16 protein-coding genes are annotated in these 17,158 nt (G+C 70.6%); 10 read left to right on the top strand and 6 right to left on the bottom strand.

Annotated features, from left to right (window positions below):
* Nucleotides 1-62: 62 nt before the first annotated feature.
* Nucleotides 63-1,472 (top strand): DNA repair protein RadA, encoded by a 1,410-nt coding sequence (radA, locus tag ACWEEU_RS04335; protein ID WP_385747153.1) that lies wholly within the window; start codon nucleotides 63-65, stop codon nucleotides 1,470-1,472.
* Nucleotides 1,473-1,551: 79 nt separating this feature from the next.
* Nucleotides 1,552-2,676, top strand: coding sequence for a DNA integrity scanning diadenylate cyclase DisA (gene disA / locus ACWEEU_RS04330; RefSeq protein WP_385747155.1), 1,125 nt, complete (start codon nucleotides 1,552-1,554; stop codon nucleotides 2,674-2,676).
* A gap of 164 nt (nucleotides 2,677-2,840) precedes the next feature.
* Here the strand turns inward: disA and ACWEEU_RS04325 are convergent, their stop codons facing one another.
* Nucleotides 2,841-3,689, bottom strand: a complete 849-nt coding sequence (locus ACWEEU_RS04325; protein WP_451728281.1) for a hypothetical protein — start codon at nucleotides 3,687-3,689, stop codon at nucleotides 2,841-2,843.
* 181 nt (nucleotides 3,690-3,870) lie between these two features.
* On the opposite strand from ACWEEU_RS04325, the gene ACWEEU_RS04320 reads away from it, so the two are divergent.
* From ACWEEU_RS04320 to cseC, 5 genes are all read left to right on the top strand, one after another.
* On the top strand, nucleotides 3,871-4,746 hold the full coding sequence (locus ACWEEU_RS04320) for an HhH-GPD family protein (RefSeq protein WP_385747159.1): 876 nt from the start codon (nucleotides 3,871-3,873) through the stop codon (nucleotides 4,744-4,746).
* Between the two features lie 267 nt (nucleotides 4,747-5,013).
* Nucleotides 5,014-5,553 (top strand): SigE family RNA polymerase sigma factor, encoded by a 540-nt coding sequence (locus tag ACWEEU_RS04315; RefSeq protein WP_199587552.1) that lies wholly within the window; start codon nucleotides 5,014-5,016, stop codon nucleotides 5,551-5,553.
* A 41-nt stretch (nucleotides 5,554-5,594) separates the two neighbouring features.
* Nucleotides 5,595-6,191, top strand: a complete 597-nt coding sequence (locus ACWEEU_RS04310) for a hypothetical protein (RefSeq protein WP_385747162.1) — start codon at nucleotides 5,595-5,597, stop codon at nucleotides 6,189-6,191.
* A 56-nt stretch (nucleotides 6,192-6,247) separates the two neighbouring features.
* The gene (gene cseB, locus ACWEEU_RS04305; protein ID WP_385747164.1) at nucleotides 6,248-6,949 is read left to right on the top strand and encodes a two-component system response regulator CseB; all 702 of its coding nucleotides are present in this window, start codon (nucleotides 6,248-6,250) and stop codon (nucleotides 6,947-6,949) included.
* An 11-nt stretch (nucleotides 6,950-6,960) separates the two neighbouring features.
* On the top strand, nucleotides 6,961-8,319 hold the full coding sequence (gene cseC / locus ACWEEU_RS04300; protein ID WP_451728275.1) for a two-component system sensor histidine kinase CseC: 1,359 nt from the start codon (nucleotides 6,961-6,963) through the stop codon (nucleotides 8,317-8,319).
* A 66-nt stretch (nucleotides 8,320-8,385) separates the two neighbouring features.
* Here the strand turns inward: cseC and ACWEEU_RS04295 are convergent, their stop codons facing one another.
* The 3 genes from ACWEEU_RS04295 to ACWEEU_RS04285 all read right to left on the bottom strand — a co-directional run bounded on the left by ACWEEU_RS04295 (nucleotide 8,386) and on the right by ACWEEU_RS04285 (nucleotide 11,023).
* A complete protein-coding gene (locus ACWEEU_RS04295; RefSeq protein ID WP_385747168.1) occupies nucleotides 8,386-8,832 on the bottom strand; it encodes a VOC family protein in 447 nt (148 codons plus the stop codon).
* Nucleotides 8,833-8,868: 36 nt separating this feature from the next.
* On the bottom strand, nucleotides 8,869-9,333 hold the full coding sequence (locus ACWEEU_RS04290; RefSeq protein WP_385747170.1) for a helix-turn-helix transcriptional regulator: 465 nt from the start codon (nucleotides 9,331-9,333) through the stop codon (nucleotides 8,869-8,871).
* A 97-nt stretch (nucleotides 9,334-9,430) separates the two neighbouring features.
* Nucleotides 9,431-11,023 (bottom strand): MDR family MFS transporter, encoded by a 1,593-nt coding sequence (locus tag ACWEEU_RS04285; RefSeq protein WP_451728270.1) that lies wholly within the window; start codon nucleotides 11,021-11,023, stop codon nucleotides 9,431-9,433.
* Nucleotides 11,024-11,142: 119 nt separating this feature from the next.
* On the opposite strand from ACWEEU_RS04285, the gene ACWEEU_RS04280 reads away from it, so the two are divergent.
* The gene (locus ACWEEU_RS04280; RefSeq protein WP_451728267.1) at nucleotides 11,143-11,742 is read left to right on the top strand and encodes a TetR/AcrR family transcriptional regulator; all 600 of its coding nucleotides are present in this window, start codon (nucleotides 11,143-11,145) and stop codon (nucleotides 11,740-11,742) included.
* A 61-nt stretch (nucleotides 11,743-11,803) separates the two neighbouring features.
* On the opposite strand, the gene ACWEEU_RS04275 is transcribed toward ACWEEU_RS04280, so the two are convergent.
* Complete coding sequence (locus ACWEEU_RS04275; RefSeq protein ID WP_385747176.1) at nucleotides 11,804-12,352, bottom strand: M23 family metallopeptidase; 549 nt, start codon at nucleotides 12,350-12,352, stop codon at nucleotides 11,804-11,806.
* A gap of 475 nt (nucleotides 12,353-12,827) precedes the next feature.
* Between ACWEEU_RS04275 and ACWEEU_RS04270 the strand changes: the two genes are divergently transcribed.
* Nucleotides 12,828-13,439, top strand: a complete 612-nt coding sequence (locus ACWEEU_RS04270) for an HAD family acid phosphatase (protein ID WP_385747178.1) — start codon at nucleotides 12,828-12,830, stop codon at nucleotides 13,437-13,439.
* Nucleotides 13,440-13,532: 93 nt separating this feature from the next.
* On the opposite strand, the gene ACWEEU_RS04265 is transcribed toward ACWEEU_RS04270, so the two are convergent.
* Nucleotides 13,533-16,061, bottom strand: coding sequence for an ATP-dependent Clp protease ATP-binding subunit (locus ACWEEU_RS04265; RefSeq protein WP_385747180.1), 2,529 nt, complete (start codon nucleotides 16,059-16,061; stop codon nucleotides 13,533-13,535).
* A gap of 430 nt (nucleotides 16,062-16,491) precedes the next feature.
* Between ACWEEU_RS04265 and ACWEEU_RS04260 the strand changes: the two genes are divergently transcribed.
* A complete protein-coding gene (locus tag ACWEEU_RS04260; RefSeq protein WP_451728262.1) occupies nucleotides 16,492-17,157 on the top strand; it encodes an SCO3374 family protein in 666 nt (221 codons plus the stop codon).
* Nucleotide 17,158: the final 1 nt, after the last annotated feature.

The following is a 17,158-nucleotide window of genomic DNA, read 5'->3' as shown; positions in this document are numbered from 1 at the left end:
GACGGCCTTCCGGAGGAGGCGGGCCAGGGCCCGTTGTCAGTGGGGCCGACTACGGTGTCCGCATGGCTGCCCGTACCAAGACCACCAAGGACCGTCCGTCCTACCGCTGCACCGAGTGCGGTTGGCAGACGGCCAAGTGGCTCGGCCGCTGCCCCGAGTGCCAGGCGTGGGGGACGGTCGAGGAGTACGGCGCGCCCGCGGTGCGGACGACGGCTCCCGGCCGGGTCACCAGCTCCGCGCTGCCCATCGGCCAGGTCGACGGCCGCCAGGCCACCGCCCGCCCCACCGGCGTGCCCGAGCTGGACCGGGTGCTCGGCGGCGGACTCGTGCCCGGCGCGGTCGTGCTGCTCGCGGGGGAGCCCGGCGTCGGCAAGTCGACCCTGCTCCTCGACGTGGCGGCCAAGTCCGCGAGCGAGGAGCACAAGACCCTCTACGTCACCGGTGAGGAGTCCGCCAGCCAGGTCCGGCTGCGCGCGGACCGCATCAACGCCCTGGACGACCACCTCTATCTCGCCGCCGAGACCGATCTGGCCGCCGTTCTCGGCCACTTGGACGCGGTGAAGCCCTCGCTGCTGATCCTGGACTCGGTGCAGACGGTCGCCTCTCCGGAGATCGACGGCGCCCCGGGCGGCATGGCCCAGGTCCGCGAGGTGGCCGGCGCCCTGATCCGCGCCTCCAAGGAACGCGGCATGTCCACGCTGCTCGTCGGCCATGTCACCAAGGACGGCGCCATCGCGGGCCCGCGCCTGCTCGAGCACCTGGTGGACGTGGTCCTGCACTTCGAGGGCGACCGGCACGCGCGCCTGCGCCTGGTCCGCGGCGTCAAGAACCGGTACGGCGCGACGGACGAGGTCGGCTGCTTCGAGCTGCACGACGAGGGCATCACCGGGCTCGCCGACCCCAGTGGCCTGTTCCTGACCCGGCGCGCCGAGCCGGTGCCGGGCACCTGTCTCACGGTGACCCTCGAAGGCCGCCGCCCGCTGGTGGCCGAGGTGCAGGCGCTGACCGTGGACTCGCAGATCCCCTCCCCGCGCCGGACCACCTCGGGACTTGAGACCTCCCGGGTGTCGATGATGCTGGCGGTCCTTGAGCAGCGTGGCCGGATCAGCGCGCTCGGCAAGCGGGACATCTACTCCGCGACCGTGGGCGGGGTGAAGCTCTCCGAGCCCGCCGCCGACCTCGCGATCGCGCTCGCGCTGGCCTCGGCCGCCAGTGACACCCCGCTGCCGAAGAACCTCGTGGCGATCGGCGAGGTCGGCCTCGCCGGTGAGGTCAGACGGGTCACGGGCGTCCAGCGCAGGCTCGCGGAGGCGCACCGGCTGGGCTTCACTCATGCGCTGGTCCCCGGCGATCCGGGCAAGATCCCGCCCGGGATGAAGGTCCTCGAAGTGGCGGACATGGGTGACGCCCTGCGGGTGCTGCCCCGCTCGCGTCGCCGGGAGGCCCCTCGGGAGGCGGAGGAGCGCCGGTAGACTTTGTGCAGGTCTCGCCCGTCCGTACGAAACGCGCGTCGGACGGGAGCGCGTCAGAACCTGCGACCGGAGGAGTGCAGTGGCAGCCAACGACCGGGCAGCAGCTCCCGGAAAGTCCGGTGGGAGTGGCGGTCCCGATGGCCTGATGCGCGCCTCACTGAGCGCCGTGGCACCTGGTACGGCCCTGCGCGATGGTCTGGAACGGGTCCTGCGCGGCAACACCGGCGGTCTGATCCTGCTCGGCTGGGACAAGACGGTCGAGGCGATGTGCACCGGCGGCTTCGTGCTGGACGTGGAGTTCACCGCGACCCGGCTGCGCGAGCTGTGCAAGCTCGACGGCGGCATCGTGCTCTCCTCGGACCTCTCCAAGATCCTGCGCGCCGGAGTCCAGCTCGTCCCGGACCCCACCATCCCCACCGAGGAGACCGGCACCCGGCACCGCACCGCCGACCGCGTCTCCAAGCAGGTCGGCTTCCCGGTCGTCTCCGTCTCCCAGTCGATGCGCCTGATCGCGCTCTACGTCGACGGTCAGCGCCGGGTCCTGGAGGACTCGGCCGCGATCCTCTCCCGCGCGAACCAGGCGCTCGCCACCCTGGAGCGGTACAAGCTCCGCCTGGACGAGGTCGCGGGCACGCTGTCCGCGCTGGAGATCGAGGACCTGGTCACCGTCCGGGACGTCTCGGCGGTGGCGCAGCGCCTGGAGATGGTCCGCCGCATCGCCACGGAAATCGCCGAGTACGTGGTCGAGTTGGGCACGGACGGACGTCTTCTCGCGCTCCAGCTGGAGGAGTTGATCGCGGGGGTCGAGCCGGACCGCGAGCTGGTCGTACGGGACTACGTGCCCGAGCCGACGGCCAAGCGGTCGCGCACGGTGGAGGAGGCGTTGTCCGAGCTGGACGCGCTCACCCATGCCGAGCTGCTTGAACTGGGGACCGTTGCGCGGGCGTTGGGATACACCGCGTCTCCCGAGTCGCTGGACTCCTCTGTCTCGCCCCGGGGATTCCGGTTGCTGGCGAAGGTTCCCCGGCTGCCCGGCGCGATCATCGACCGGCTGGTCGAGCATTTCGGAGGGCTTCAGAAGCTGCTCGCGGCCAGCGTGGACGATCTTCAGGCCGTGGACGGGGTGGGAGAGGCCCGGGCTCGCAGTGTGCGGGAGGGGCTCTCGCGGCTTGCCGAGTCCTCGATTCTCGAGCGGTACGTCTAGGTTTCTCGCGGTCGGTTCTCGGGTGCGGGTTCTTTGTGGCTTGTCGCGCTGTTCCCCGCGCCCCTCAAACGCAGCCAGTTGCCCGTTGCCCGCCAGGAAGTCCTGGGGCCTGTCCGACCATTCCCGTCGTCGCCCGGAGGCAGACGAGAATCGTCAGACAGGCCCTAGTCCGCCGACAGTACGAACGACGTCTGCGTCTTCTTGAAGCCCGGGGTCCGGGCTTCAAGAAGGTACGTGCCCGGCTTGGCCTTGTCGGGCCGGGGGGTTTCGCACTTGTCGGTCGTCTGGGCTCGGTCCCACTTCAGGGTGTAGGTGATGCTCTGGCCGGCCGGGACCTTGTAGAAGCGGGCGGCCGCGTTCTCCGGGCAGTCGTCCGAGGACCAGAAGGGGTCGTCGCCGTCGGCCGGGGTGATCGTCAAGATCGTGTGCTTGGGACCGAGGTCGGTCTTGCAGGCGGCGGAACCGGTGTTCTTGACGACCAGTTCGAAGGTCGGGGTCTGGTCGGGCGAGTACGAGTTGTGGACGCTGCGCAGGCTCAGGGTGACCGCGCCGGGGGCGCAGTCGGGCAGCGAGGAGGACGCGGGGATCGTCTCGGCCGTACCGGCACCGCCGCCGGAGCCGGAGCCCGTACCGACCGAGCCCGAGCCGGAACCCGAGCCGCCGGTGCCCGAGCCGCCGGAACCGCCGGAGCCGTCACCGCCGTCCGCGCCGGAGCCGCCGGAACCCGAGCCGGAGCCCTCGTCGCCGCCGGAGCCGTCACCGCCGCTCGACTCGTCGCGGCCGCCGGGGTGTTGGCTGATCGCGGGGCCGGAGGAGGAGGGTCCGGGGGTGATGGTGTGCGCGGGATTCTTGCCGTTCGAGCCGTCGGCGTCCTTCTTGCCGCCACCGCCGCCCGACGTGACGATCCAGGTGACCAGGAGCGCCAACACGGCGACCACGGACACCAGTACGACCCTCCGTCGCCAGTAGATGGACGAGGGAAGCGGCCCGATCGGATTGCGCAGAGATCCCACGAGCGAACTCTACGAGAGATCACCCCGCCGGGCGGCGTCCCCCGCCGCCCCGACGCCAACTTTTCCGGATCATCATCCCGGTAACTGCCGCCCGGCGTCGGCCTCTTGCACAAGGTCCGACGCTCCGTGCGCGGACGGTCACCGACGATGACCGCGTCGGCCGTGGCAGGATCGGAGGGTCATGACTGAGAAGCTGCACGCCCCCGTGATCGAGTGGTTCGACCTCCACGCCCGCGACCTCCCCTGGCGCCGCCCGGAGGCGGGGCCGTGGGGCGTGATGGTCAGCGAGTTCATGCTGCAGCAGACCCCGGTGAACCGGGTGCTGCCCGTCTACGAGCAGTGGCTGGCCCGCTGGCCGCGCCCGGCCGACCTCGCCAAGGAGGCGCCCGGCGAGGCGGTGCGCGCCTGGGGCCGGCTCGGCTATCCGCGCAGGGCGCTCAGGCTGCACGGCGCGGCCGTCGCCATAACGGAGCGGCACGGCGGTGACGTGCCCACCGACCACGCCCAGCTCCTCGCACTGCCCGGCATCGGCGAGTACACGGCCGCCGCCGTGGCCTCCTTCGCCTACGGCCAGCGGCACGCCGTCCTCGACACCAATGTGCGCCGGGTCTTCGCGCGCGCGGTGACGGGGGTGCGGTACCCGCCGAACGCGACCACGGCCGCCGAGCGGCGCCTGGCGCGCGAGCTGCTGCCCGAGGACGAGAAGACGGCGGCGCGCTGGGCCGCCGCCTCCATGGAGCTGGGCGCGCTGGTGTGCACGGCGAAGAACGAGGGCTGCGGAAGCTGTCCGATCTCGGACCAGTGCGCCTGGCGGCTCGCGGGCAAGCCGGAGCACGACGGGCCGCCGCGGCGCGGGCAGACGTACGCGGGCACGGACCGGCAGGTGCGCGGGAAGCTCCTCGCGGTGCTGCGGGAGGCGCACGTGCCGGTGCCGCAGGCGGCGCTGGACCGGGTGTGGCACGAGCCGGTGCAGCGGGCCCGCGCGCTGGACGGGCTCGTGGCGGACGGGCTCGTGGAGCCGCTCGCGGGCGGTCTCTACCGGCTGCCGCTGAGCTGACACACCGGTACGTCACAGGCCGCGGGTCCGTGTGACGGAAGGGCCGGACCGACAGAACACCGTGAAACGGGGCAAGGTGACCGTCCTCCTTACCCCGGGCCTACTTCCGTTACACAACCGACGTACAGCCGAGTGCCGGTCGCAGGCTGCTCCGCACAGCCCCGTGACAACGGCTCCGTAGGTTTCTCCCGTGCCCGGCGGACCACCGGGCCGCAAATGTCAGGCGGGAGCCTGGGCGGGACAACGGGGAGACGGAGGCGGTCGATCATGGCGCAGGGTGAGGTGCTCGAGTTCGAGGAGTACGTGCGTACCCGGCAGGACGCGCTGCTGCGCAGTGCGCGCCGGCTGGTGCCGGACCCCGTGGACGCCCAGGACCTGCTCCAGACGGCGCTGGTGCGGACGTACGGCCGCTGGGAGGGCATCGCCGACAAGCGGCTCGCGGACGCCTATCTGCGCCGGGTCATGATCAACACGCGGACCGAGTGGTGGCGGGCGCGCAAGCTGGAGGAGATCCCCACCGAGCAGCTCCCCGACGCGTGCGTCGAGGACGCCACCGAGCAGTACGCGGACCGCTCCCTGCTGATGGACATCATGAAGGTGCTGGCTCCCAAGCAGCGCAGTGTCGTGGTGCTGCGACACTGGGAGCAGATGTCCACGGAGGAGACGGCCGCGGCCCTCGGCATGTCGGCGGGCACGGTCAAGAGCACGCTGCACCGGGCGCTCGCCCGGCTCCGCGAGGAGCTGGAGGCCCGCGACCTGGACGCACGCGCGCTGGAGCGTGAGGAGCGGGAGCGTTGCGCGGCCTGAGCGGCGGCGGGTCCGGCGGGGCCCGGCGGAGTTCACAGGCGGTGATCACGGCTGCGGCCGCGCTCACCGCCGTCGCCCTTTTCGCCGCCGCGTGCGGCACGGGGGGCACCGGCGCGCGGGACGAGGGTCCGGCGCACGCCTCGGCGGTGGCCGGGGCCGCCTCTCCGACGCCGAGCCCGGCCGGTACGTACAAGCGGGTGGACGCGGTGCGGCTGCTGAAGGCCGATCCGGGGGTCTCCGCGGCGGTGAAGAGAGAGCTGAAGCCGTGCGGCGGGGACGACTACCCGGTGGACGTCTCCTATGGCGATCTGACCGGCGGCGCCCGCGACGATGTCGTGATCAACGTGTTGACCTGCACGGACGCGGTCGGGATCGGGTCGTATGTGTACCGGGACGACAGCGGCTCTTACAAGAACGTCTTCCGGACCGAGGAGTCGCCGGTCTACGCGGAGATCGACCAGGGCGTGCTGAGCGTGACCAAGCAGGTGTACCGCAAGGGCGACCCCATCTCCAGCCCGTCCGGGGAGGACGTGATCCCGTACCGGTGGAAGACCGGCCGGTTCGTGCAGGGCAAGCCGGTCCACACCGACTACAGCGGTGCCGTCGGCGGGCAGCCCAGCCCCGTCCCGGCCGGCTGACGCCCCCACCGAGCCGACCACGAGCCCGAGACGACCACGAGACGGAGAGCATCCGGATGCCAGAGCAGACCCACGTCCTGTTCGTCGAGGACGACGACGTCATCCGTGAGGCCACCCAGCTCGCCCTGGAGCGGGACGGCTTCGCGGTGACCGCCATGCCGGACGGGCTGTCCGGCCTGGAGGCGTTCCGGTCCGACCGGCCGGACATCGCGCTCCTCGACGTCATGGTGCCGGGCCTGGACGGGGTGAGCCTGTGCCGCCGTATCCGGGACGAGTCGACGGTGCCGGTGATCATGCTGTCGGCGCGGGCCGACTCCATCGACGTGGTGCTCGGCCTGGAGGCGGGCGCGGACGACTACGTGACCAAGCCGTTCGACGGGGCGGTGCTGGTGGCCCGCATCCGGGCGGTGCTGCGCCGCTTCGGGCACGCCGGGCACACGGCGGACGGTCCGGGGTCAGAGGCGGATTCCGACGGGATGCTCGCCTTCGGGGACCTGGAGATCGACACCGAGGGCATGGAGGTGCGCCGGGCCGGGCACCCGGTGGCGCTCACCCCGACCGAGATGCGGCTGCTGCTGGAGTTCTCCGGCGCGCCGGGCACCGTGCTCTCCCGCGACAAGCTCCTGGAGCGGGTCTGGGAGTACGGCTGGGGCGGGGACACCCGGGTCGTGGACGTGCATGTGCAGCGGCTGCGGCAGAAGATCGGGCAGGACCGGATCGAGACGGTCCGCGGCTTCGGCTACAAGCTGCGGGCCTGAGCGGAGCCGACATGCCGGGATTCGTGCGGCGCCCGGTGCGGCGCGTGGCGGGAGTGGGCCTCAGAACGGGGCTGCGATGGAAGCTGAGCGCGGCGATCGCGCTGGTCGCGGGTCTGGTGGCGATCGGACTGAGCCTGGTCGTGCACAACGCGGCCCGGGTCTCCATGCTCGACAACGCCCGCGACCTCGCCAACCAGCGGGTGCAGATCGCCCAACGCAACTACGAGCTGTCCGGGCGGCCCAACTTCCCCAACATCAAGATCGACGACCCGCTGCTGCCGGATCCGCTGCGGGACAAGGTGGAGGAGGGGCGCCGGGTCAGTTACGTCAGCGACCAGGGCAGCGGGGAGCCCGACATCTGGGCGGCGGTGCCGGTCAAGGGCGGGCATGTGCTGTCCCTGCACAGCTCCTTCCCGGACCGCTCGACCGACATCCTCACCGACCTCGACCAGGCGCTGGTCATCGGCTCCATCGCGGTGGTGCTCGGCGGCAGCGCGCTCGGCGTGCTGATCGGCGGGCAGCTCTCCCGGCGGCTGCGCAAGGCGGCGGCCGCCGCCAACCAGGTCGCCAAGGGCGAGACCGACGTCCGCGTGCGCGAGGCCATCGGCGGGGTCGTCCGGGACGAGACCGACGACCTGGCGCGCGCGGTCGACGCCATGGCGGACGCGCTCAAGCAGCGCCTGGAGGCCGAACGCCGGGTCACCGCCGACATCGCGCACGAGCTGCGCACCCCGGTGACGGGTCTGCTGACGGCCGCCGAGCTGCTGCCGCCCGGGCGCCCCACGGAGCTGGTCCTGGACCGTGCCAAGGCCATGCGCACCCTGGTGGAGGACGTGCTGGAGGTGGCCCGGCTCGACGGCGCCTCCGAGCGGGCCGAGCTCCAGGACCTCATGCTGGGCGAGTTCGTCGCGCGGCGGGCGACCGCCAAGGACCCCGACATCGTCGTACGGGTGGTGCACGAGTCGGAGGTCACCACCGACCCCCGGCGCCTTGAGCGGGTGCTGTTCAACCTGCTCGCCAACGCCGCCCGGCACGGCAGGCCGCCCATCGAGGTGACCGTCGAGGGCCGGGTGATCCGCATCCGCGACCACGGCCCCGGGTTCCCCGAAGAGCTGCTCGCCGAGGGCCCGCGCCGTTTCCGCACCGGCAGCGCGGACCGCTCCGGGCAGGGGCACGGGCTGGGTCTGACCATCGCGGCGGGACAGGCGCGGGTGCTGGGCGCCCGGCTCACCTTCCGCAACGTACGTCCCCCGGGCGCGCCGCCGGGCATCCCGGCCGAGGGCGCGGTCGCGGTGCTGTGGCTTCCGGAGCACGCGCCGACGAACACGGGGAGCTATCCGGTGCTGCCGCCGTCCGGGGGCGCGGGATGAGTTCACGGGCCCGGCGCGCGACGGTCGCGCGCCGGTGGGCACGTGCTCAGCCGCTCCGGTCGCCGGTCAGCAGGCCCAGTCCTGGTCCGGGTCCAGGCCGTCCGCGCGGGGCTGCGTGAACGAGAACCAGTTCCCGGAGTCGTCGCGCAGCAGCGCCTCCGTGCCGTACGGGCGCTCCTGCGGCTCCTGGAGGAACTCCACGCCGCGGTCCTTGAGCCTCTTGTAGTCGCCGTGGATGTCGTCGGTGGTCAGCACACCGGCTCCGAGCACCCCCTTGGCCACGAGCTTCTTCACCATCTCGGCGGACTCGGGGTCCATCGCCGGCGGCTGCGGCACCATCAGCGTCAGTTCGACGTCGGGCTGCTCCGGGGAGCCGACGGTGAGCCAGCGCATCCCGCCCTCGCCCATCGTCAGGTCCGTACGGACCTCCAGGCCGAGCTTCTCGGTGTAGAACTCCTTCGCCCGTTCCTGGTCGAGTACCCAGACGGTCGCGATCTTGAGTCCCTTGATCATGACGTGCTCCTGCTGTTCGTGGTGATCGGCTCCTGCTCAGTCACCGTAAGGAGTGGAGTCGTCGCCGTGCTTCTCCGGAATTGCGCTCTCCGCCCGGTCCGCACCGGGGCCGTTTCCGAACCCGCCCGCCCAGAGCATGGCGTAGCACCCGGGTATGAGGGCGGCTCCGCGCCCCACGTGCCGGGCCCGGTACTCGCTGGGGGTCAGCCCGGTCCGCGCCTTGAACCGGGTGGAGAAGGTGCCCAGGCTGCTGAATCCGACGAGATGGCAGATCTCGGTCACCGACGGGCCGGCGGTGCGCAGCAGGTCCTGCGCCCGTTCGATCCGCCGGTGGGTCAGGTACTGTCCGGGCGTCTCGCCGTAGACGTCCTTGAAGGCGCGCAGGAAGTGGAACCGCGAGTACCCGGCGTGCGCCGCGACCGCGCTCAGGTCGAGGCCGGGGTCGGCCCAGCCCCGGTCCATGGCGTCCTTGGCCAGGCGCATACGGCGCACTTTGTCCATGCGGCCGATGGTGACACGGGGCACTGACAGTGCCCGGGCACGACGAAGGCCCCCGGGGCGGACACGCGCCGGGGGCCTTCGGTCTGGAGTGCGGGGGTCAGACCGCTTCGACGACCGGGAGCGGGGCGGCGTCGGCGCCGTCCGCGTCGGTCTTCTGGGGGCCGCCGCGCAGCGGGACCTCCTTGACGAACAGGGACGCGACCAGGACCACGACCGCGACCACCGCGCCGAGCAGGAAGGCGGAGTGGATTCCGGCGGAGACCGCGTGCTTGTACGCGTCCTGCAGCGGGACCGGAAGCAGGCGCAGGTGCGCCGCGTCGAGCTGCGCGGACTTCTCGGTGACCTTGCGGGCCATCGCGCCGCCGCGCTCGGCCATGGTGTCGTTCACCCGGTTGTTGAACAGCGCGCCCATGACCGCCACGCCGAACGAGGAGCCGAGGGTGCGGAACAGGGTGGCGGAGGACGAGGCGACGCCCATGTCCTTCATCTCCACGCTGTTCTGCGCGACCAGCATGGTGATCTGCATCAGGCAGCCCATGCCGGCGCCGACCACGGCCATGTAGATGCCGGAGGTCACGCGGGTGGTGTCGACGCCCATGGTCGACATCAGGTAGAGGCCGACGATCATCAGCGCGCCGCCCACGATCGGGAACGCCTTGTAGCGGCCGCTGCCCGTGGTGACCCGGCCCGCGACCATGGAGGTCACGAGCATCGCGCCCAGCATCGGCAGGAGCAGCAGGCCGGAGTTGGTGGCGGACGCGCCCTGCACGGACTGCTGGTACAGCGGCAGGAAGAGCGTGGCGCCGAACATCACGAAGCCGGTGATGAAGCCGATGAGGGCCATCAGGGTGAAGTTGCGGCTCTTGAAGATGTGCAGCGGCAGCACCGGCTCGGCGGCCTTGGTCTGCCAGAACACGAACCCGACCAGCGAGACCACGCCGAGCGCGATCAGCTCCATGATGCGCGCCGAGGTCCACGCGTACTGCGTGCCGCCCCAGGTGGTGACGAGCACGATGGAGGTGATGCCGACGGTCAGGAGCACGACACCGAGGTAGTCGATGCCGGCCTTGGCCCGCTTCTTCGGCAGGTGCAGCACGGCGGTGACCAGCGCGAGCGCGACGGCGCCGAGCGGCAGGTTGATGTAGAAGGTCCAGCGCCATCCCCAGTTGTCGGTGATGGTGCCGCCGACCAGCGGACCGCCGATCATGGCGAGCGCCATGACACCGGCCATCATGCCCTGGTACTTGCCGCGCTCACGCGGCGGAATCAGGTCGCCGATGATCGCCATGACGCCGACCATCAGACCGCCGGCGCCGAGACCCTGGATGGCGCGGAAACCGATGAGCTGGCCCATGTCCTGGGCCATGCCGCTCAGCGCCGAACCGATCAGGAAGATCACGATCGAGCTGAGGAAGGCGCCCTTGCGCCCGAACATGTCGCCGACCTTGCCCCAGACGGGGGTGGAGGCCGCGGTCGCGAGCGTGTAGCCCGTGACCACCCAGGACAGGTGTTCCAGGCCGCCGAGGTCGCCGACGATGGTCGGCATCGCGGTGCCCACGATCATGTTGTCCAGCATCGCGAGCATCATCGCGATCATGAGCGCCATCAGAACGACGCGTACGCTCTTCGGCTGCTTCTCGGGTTCCGCGGGTTTCCCCTGGTCCGCGGGGACCGTCTGTGTGTCCGCCATCTCTCCCACTCCCTTGCGACAGGTACTTACTTGCCGCCCGGCTAGTTCACTACACTGAAGGTAGCCAGTTTACTAGCCGGGCGTCAAGTAAGTTTCCCGGGAGCGCGAGGAGTACGAGGATGGGTGGCACGATGGACGGCACCAAGCAGCAGCGCCGCGGCAACACCCGCCAGCGCATCCAGGACGTGGCGCTCGAGCTCTTCGCGGAGCAGGGCTACGAGAAGACGTCTCTGCGCGAGATCGCGGAACGCCTCGACGTGACCAAAGCGGCCCTGTACTACCACTTCAAGACCAAGGAAGAGATCATCGTCAGCCTCTTCCGGGATCTGACGCAACCGATCGAGGACCTGATCGAGTGGGGACAGGGGCAGCCGCACACCCTGGAGACCAAGCAGGAGATCGTCCGGCGCTACAGCGAGGCGCTGGCCGGAGCGGAGCCGCTCTTCCGGTTCATGCAGGAGAACCAGGCGACGGTACGGGAGCTGCGCATCGGCGAGACCTTCAAGGACCGGATGCGCGGCCTCAGGGACATCATCATCGACCCCGAGGCCCAGCTCACCGACCAGGTCCGCTGCATCAGCGCACTGTTCACGCTGCACGCGGGGATGTTCGTGATGCAGGACCTGGAGGGCGACGCCGAGAAGAAGCGCCAGGCCGTTCTCGAGGTCGCCATCGACATGGTGACGCAGGCGCACGAGAGCGCCCGCGACGGGAAGTGATTCCGGCGCCCCGACGTCAGGGCGCCGTCACCGGCACGTCCCGGTCCGGGACGCGGGCGGCTCAGACGTGGACGCCGTGAGCGCGCAGGAAGACGACCGGGTTGACGGCGGAGCCGTAGTTCGGCGTCGTACGGATCTCGAAGTGCAGGTGCGGGCCGGTGGAGTTGCCGGTGCTGCCCGAGAGGGCTATGTGCTGGCCGGTCTTGACGACCTGGCCGACGCGCACGTCGATCCGGGACAGGTGGGCGTACTGCGAGTACAGACCGTTGCCGTGCTTGATGACGACGGCGTTGCCGTAGGCGGGACCGTCACCGGCACCGTTCGGGCCGGCCTTGACGACCGTGCCGCCGTGCGCCGCGAGGACGTTGGTGCCGGTGGGCACCGCGAAGTCCTGACCGCTGTGCTTGTGGGCCCAGTGGCTGCCGGCCTGGGCGAACCCGGCCGAGAGCTTGTAGTGCTGCACCGGGTCGACCCAGGAGGTCGCGGGGGCGGTCGCGGCGCTCGCGACCCCGCCGCCCAGCACGGCCGCGGCGCCGACTCCGGCGGCCATGACGGCCACGCGGCTGCGGAGGGACGTACGGGCGGAACGAGACATGGAACGCTTGAACATCTATACCTCGTGAACTCGGGGGACAGAGAGCCACCCGGCACACGGATGTTTCACCGATTCGCCGGGCGGGACTCCACATTGGTAACCCGGCATTCCATTCACACTCAAACCCCCCTCACTACGGCAGGGGTTAGTAGAACCTTCCAAAAACACCCATCTCTTGACAGAACCCTCCACCACGGACGCCGACTGCGCCGACGTCGGCATATCACCCTGAGTTCCGAGTCGAATGTCCCATTTTGGTGGGATTAACTTTCCCACTATCCGGTGTAGTAACGGACATTTCGCCTGTGCCCCATGTCACCGGCGGCGGTATTCACCAAAGCCTTCAATGTGACCCGCGCCTCTGGTCACCTACCCCTCGGTAACCCTACGGTTCCCCTCGCGCCACCCACTTCACAAAGCATGTCCCTGACACTTCCGGTCTCCGGGACCCGCCCCTGCCCCGTACGGACGCGAGAGGAACCCCCCACCGATGACCAGACGCCCCTTAGCCCGCCGGACCGCCACCACCGCCGTCTGCCTGGCCGCGCTCACCGCCCTGGCCGCCCCCGCCCAGGCCGCCGAGGCGGCCCCCGGGACGGCTTCCGCCGCCGTCGACTACGCCACCTGGCAGCGCGACTGCGCGGCCGTCATGGAGCAGGCGCTGCCCTACCTCCAGAACCGCGTCGCCGCCGCCCCCGCCGGCGAACGCCAGGCGATCGTCTTCGACATCGACAACACCACGCTGGAGACGGACTTCGGGTTCAGCTACCCGCAGCCCGCCAACGAGCCCGTCCTGAACGTCGCCCGCTACGCCCAGGACCACGACGTCGCCCTCTTCTTCGTCACCGCCCGCCCCGGCCTCCTGTACCTGCCCACGCGGTACAACCTCGCCCACGACGGCTATGACGTCACCGGCCTGCGCGTCCGCGGCCTCACCGACCTCTTCAAGGACGTCGCCGCCTACAAGACCGCCCAGCGCGCCGACATCGAGGCCCACGGCTACACGATCATCGCCAACATCGGCAACAGCCCCTCCGACCTCACGGGCGGCCACGCGGAGAAGACCTTCAAACTCCCGGACTACGAGGGCCAGCTGTCGTAGCGGGCCGACTGTCAGAGCCCCCGCGCACGCGAAAGGGCCGGTGCTCGAAAGCACCGGCCCTTTCGGGGTTTCGTCAGGCGATCCCCCGGAGGGTCACGCGTCCTTGCTCAGGTTCGGACCCGCGCCGCCCGCCGCCTGCTCGATCGGCGGAGCGTCGGGGAGGGCGGACTTCTCTTCGCCTCGGAAGGTGAAGGTCTGGTTGTCGCCCTCGCCCTCCGTGTCCACGACCACGATGTGGCCGGGGCGGAGTTCGCCGAAGAGGATCTTCTCCGAGAGGGTGTCCTCGATCTCGCGCTGGATCGTGCGACGCAGCGGACGCGCGCCCAGCACCGGGTCGTAGCCCTTCTTGGAGAGGAGCTCCTTGGCGGACTGGGAGAGCTCGATGCCCATGTCCCGGTCCTTGAGGCGCTCGTCCACCTTGCCGACCATCAGGTCGACGATCCGCAGGATGTCGGCCTGGGTGAGCTGCGGGAAGACGACCACGTCGTCGACACGGTTGAGGAACTCGGGGCGGAAGTGCTGCTTGAGCTCGTCCGAGACCTTGTTCTTCATGCGCTCGTAGTTGGTCTTCGTGTCGCCCGAGGCCGCGAAGCCCAGGTTGAAGCCCTTGGAGATGTCCCGGGTGCCGAGGTTGGTCGTCATGATGATGACCGTGTTCTTGAAGTCCACGACCCGGCCCTGGGAGTCGGTCAGGCGACCGTCCTCCAGGATCTGCAGCAGCGAGTTGAAGATGTCCGGGTGGGCCTTCTCGACCTCGTCGAAGAGGACGACCGAGAAAGGCTTGCGGCGCACCTTCTCGGTGAGCTGGCCGCCCTCCTCGTAGCCCACGTAGCCGGGGGGCGAACCGAAGAGACGCGAGACCGTGTGCTTCTCGCTGAACTCCGACATGTCGAGGGAGATCAGCGCGTCCTCGTCGCCGAAGAGGAACTCCGCGAGCGCCTTGGACAGCTCGGTCTTACCGACACCGGACGGACCGGCGAAGATGAACGAGCCACCGGGACGCTTCGGGTCCTTCAGACCGGCGCGCGTACGGCGGATGGCCTTCGAGAGCGCCTTGACGGCGTCGTTCTGGCCGATGACCCGCTTGTGCAGCTCCTCCTCCATGCGGAGCAGGCGGCTGGACTCCTCCTCGGTCAGCTTGAAGACCGGGATGCCGGTGGCGGTCGCGAGGACCTCGGCGATCAGCTCGCCGTCGACCTCGGCGACGACGTCCATGTCGCCGGCCTTCCACTCCTTCTCGCGCTTGGCCTTGGCGGCCAGGAGCTGCTTCTCCTTGTCGCGCAGGGAGGCGGCCTTCTCGAAGTCCTGCGAGTCGATCGCGGACTCCTTGTCCCGGCGGACACCGGCGATCTTCTCGTCGAACTCGCGGAGGTCCGGCGGCGCGGTCATCCGGCGGATGCGCATCCGGGAACCGGCCTCGTCGATCAGGTCGATCGCCTTGTCCGGCAGGAAGCGGTCCGAGATGTACCGGTCGGCCAGGGTGGCGGCCTGGACCAGCGCCTCGTCGGTGATGGAGACGCGGTGGTGCGCCTCGTACCGGTCGCGCAGGCCCTTGAGGATCTCGATCGTGTGCGGCAGCGACGGCTCCGCGACCTGGATGGGCTGGAAGCGGCGCTCCAGGGCCGCGTCCTTCTCCAGGTGCTTGCGGTACTCGTCCAGCGTGGTCGCACCGATGGTCTGCAGCTCACCGCGCGCCAGCATCGGCTTGAGGATGGAGGCGGCGTCGATCGCGCCCTCGGCGGCGCCCGCACCGACCAGCGTGTGCAGCTCGTCGATGAACAGGATGATGTCGCCGCGGGTGCGGATCTCCTTGAGCACCTTCTTCAGGCGCTCCTCGAAATCACCGCGGTAGCGGGAGCCGGCGACCAGGGCACCGAGGTCCAGGGTGTAGAGGTGCTTGTCCTTGAGGGTCTCGGGCACCTCGCCCTTGACGATGGCCTGGGCGAGGCCCTCGACGACGGCGGTCTTGCCGACGCCGGGCTCACCGATCAGCACCGGGTTGTTCTTGGTGCGGCGGGACAGCACCTGCATGACCCGCTCGATCTCCTTCTCGCGCCCGATGACCGGGTCGAGCTTGGTCTCACGAGCGGCCTGGGTGAGGTTCCGGCCGAACTGGTCCAGGACGAGGGAGGTCGAGGGCGTGCCCTCGGCCGGACCGCCCGCGGTGGCCGCCTCCTTGCCGCCCTGGTAACCGGAGAGCAACTGGATGACCTGCTGCCGCACCCGGTTGAGGTCTGCGCCCAGCTTGACCAGGACCTGGGCGGCGACGCCCTCGCCCTCGCGGATCAGGCCGAGCAGGATGTGCTCCGTGCCGATGTAGTTGTGGCCCAGTTGAAGGGCCTCGCGGAGCGACAGCTCCAGGACCTTCTTGGCACGGGGGGTGAAGGGGATGTGGCCGGACGGGGCCTGCTGGCCCTGACCGATGATCTCCTCCACCTGCTGGCGGACCGCCTCAAGCGAAATGCCGAGGCTCTCCAGGGCCTTAGCGGCGACACCTTCACCCTCGTGGATGAGACCCAGGAGGATGTGCTCGGTGCCGATGTAGTTGTGGTTGAGCATCCGGGCTTCTTCCTGAGCCAGGACGACAACCCGCCGCGCGCGGTCGGTGAACCTCTCGAACATCGTTAATCGCTCCTCAGAGCGGTCAGGCAGTGGGGGGAACTTCCCCTCCCTGTCCTTCCGCAGCTTAGTCCCGCAAGCGGGGACCGCTCATTCCAACTGCCGACACCGTCGATGGCCTCCTGACCCCTGACGTCGACATCTGCTCCAACCCGATGGTGCGAGACGATGTTCCCGCAGGCCAGGCAGTTACCCCAGTCGCCAGTACGCCGATGGCGAACGTGAGACGCCCCGTTCTGCGTGTCGCCCCCTCCCACTAGGCATGTCTTACCCGCGGGGACCGACAGTCCATGCCGCGCGCCCCCCATCCCTCCGCTATGGGCGAACAACCTTGTGCCCCCGTGCGCTCCCACCCACTCCCCGCAGGTAGGCGCTCCGGGATCACCCGACTGCCCAGCGTAACCAGCGGGCGGGGTGTGAGGTTGCTCCGTACATGTCCTCGCCGCTTCCGACGTCCGCGATTCCCGGACCCCGGCGTCCGCCCTCCGGTCCCGCCTCCGGTCCCGCCTCCGGGACGGGTACGGGGGCCTCCGCGGCCCGGCGGTGGTACGAGGGGGTGCTGGGGTGGCCGACGGCCCCGGGGGAGCCGCTGCGGCTGGTGACAGGGGTGCGGTTCGACGCGCTGGACGTGCCGGCCGAGGCGGGCGCGGCGGCGCTGCGGCATCTGGGTCCCGGTTCACCGGTGGCCCGGTGCGGCGGGCGGATGCTGCTCCTGGTGGCCGCGGGCTCGGCGGAGGAGCTGCCGGGGCTGCTGGAGTGGCTGGAGTGGGCGCCGCTCCCACTGGATCTGCGGGCGCTGGGCGCGGGCGGCCTGATGGCGGCGCCCGCACCTCCCGTGCCGCCCGGACACCCCCCTGAGGGGGCGCGGCAGCAGCCCGGCACGGCGTGGGGAACCGCCGCGTGGCTGCGGCCCCCCGAGCCGGGTCACGGGGTCGAGGCCGCACTGCCGGCACTGCCGGCCGTGGGGGGCGCCGGGGGTGCCCCCGATCTCATCCGGCTCGTGGGCACGGTCGCGGCGGAGTGCCACCGCGTCCGGCTGCGGCGCGCGGGCGCCGGGTCGGACGGCCGCGCGCGGGCCCGGTCGTCGGACCCTCGGTAGG

Source organism: Streptomyces sp. NPDC005004, from assembly GCF_053600675.1.
The sequence above is the reverse complement of the archived record's forward strand: the minus strand, read 5'-3'. Positions and strand labels throughout refer to the sequence as shown.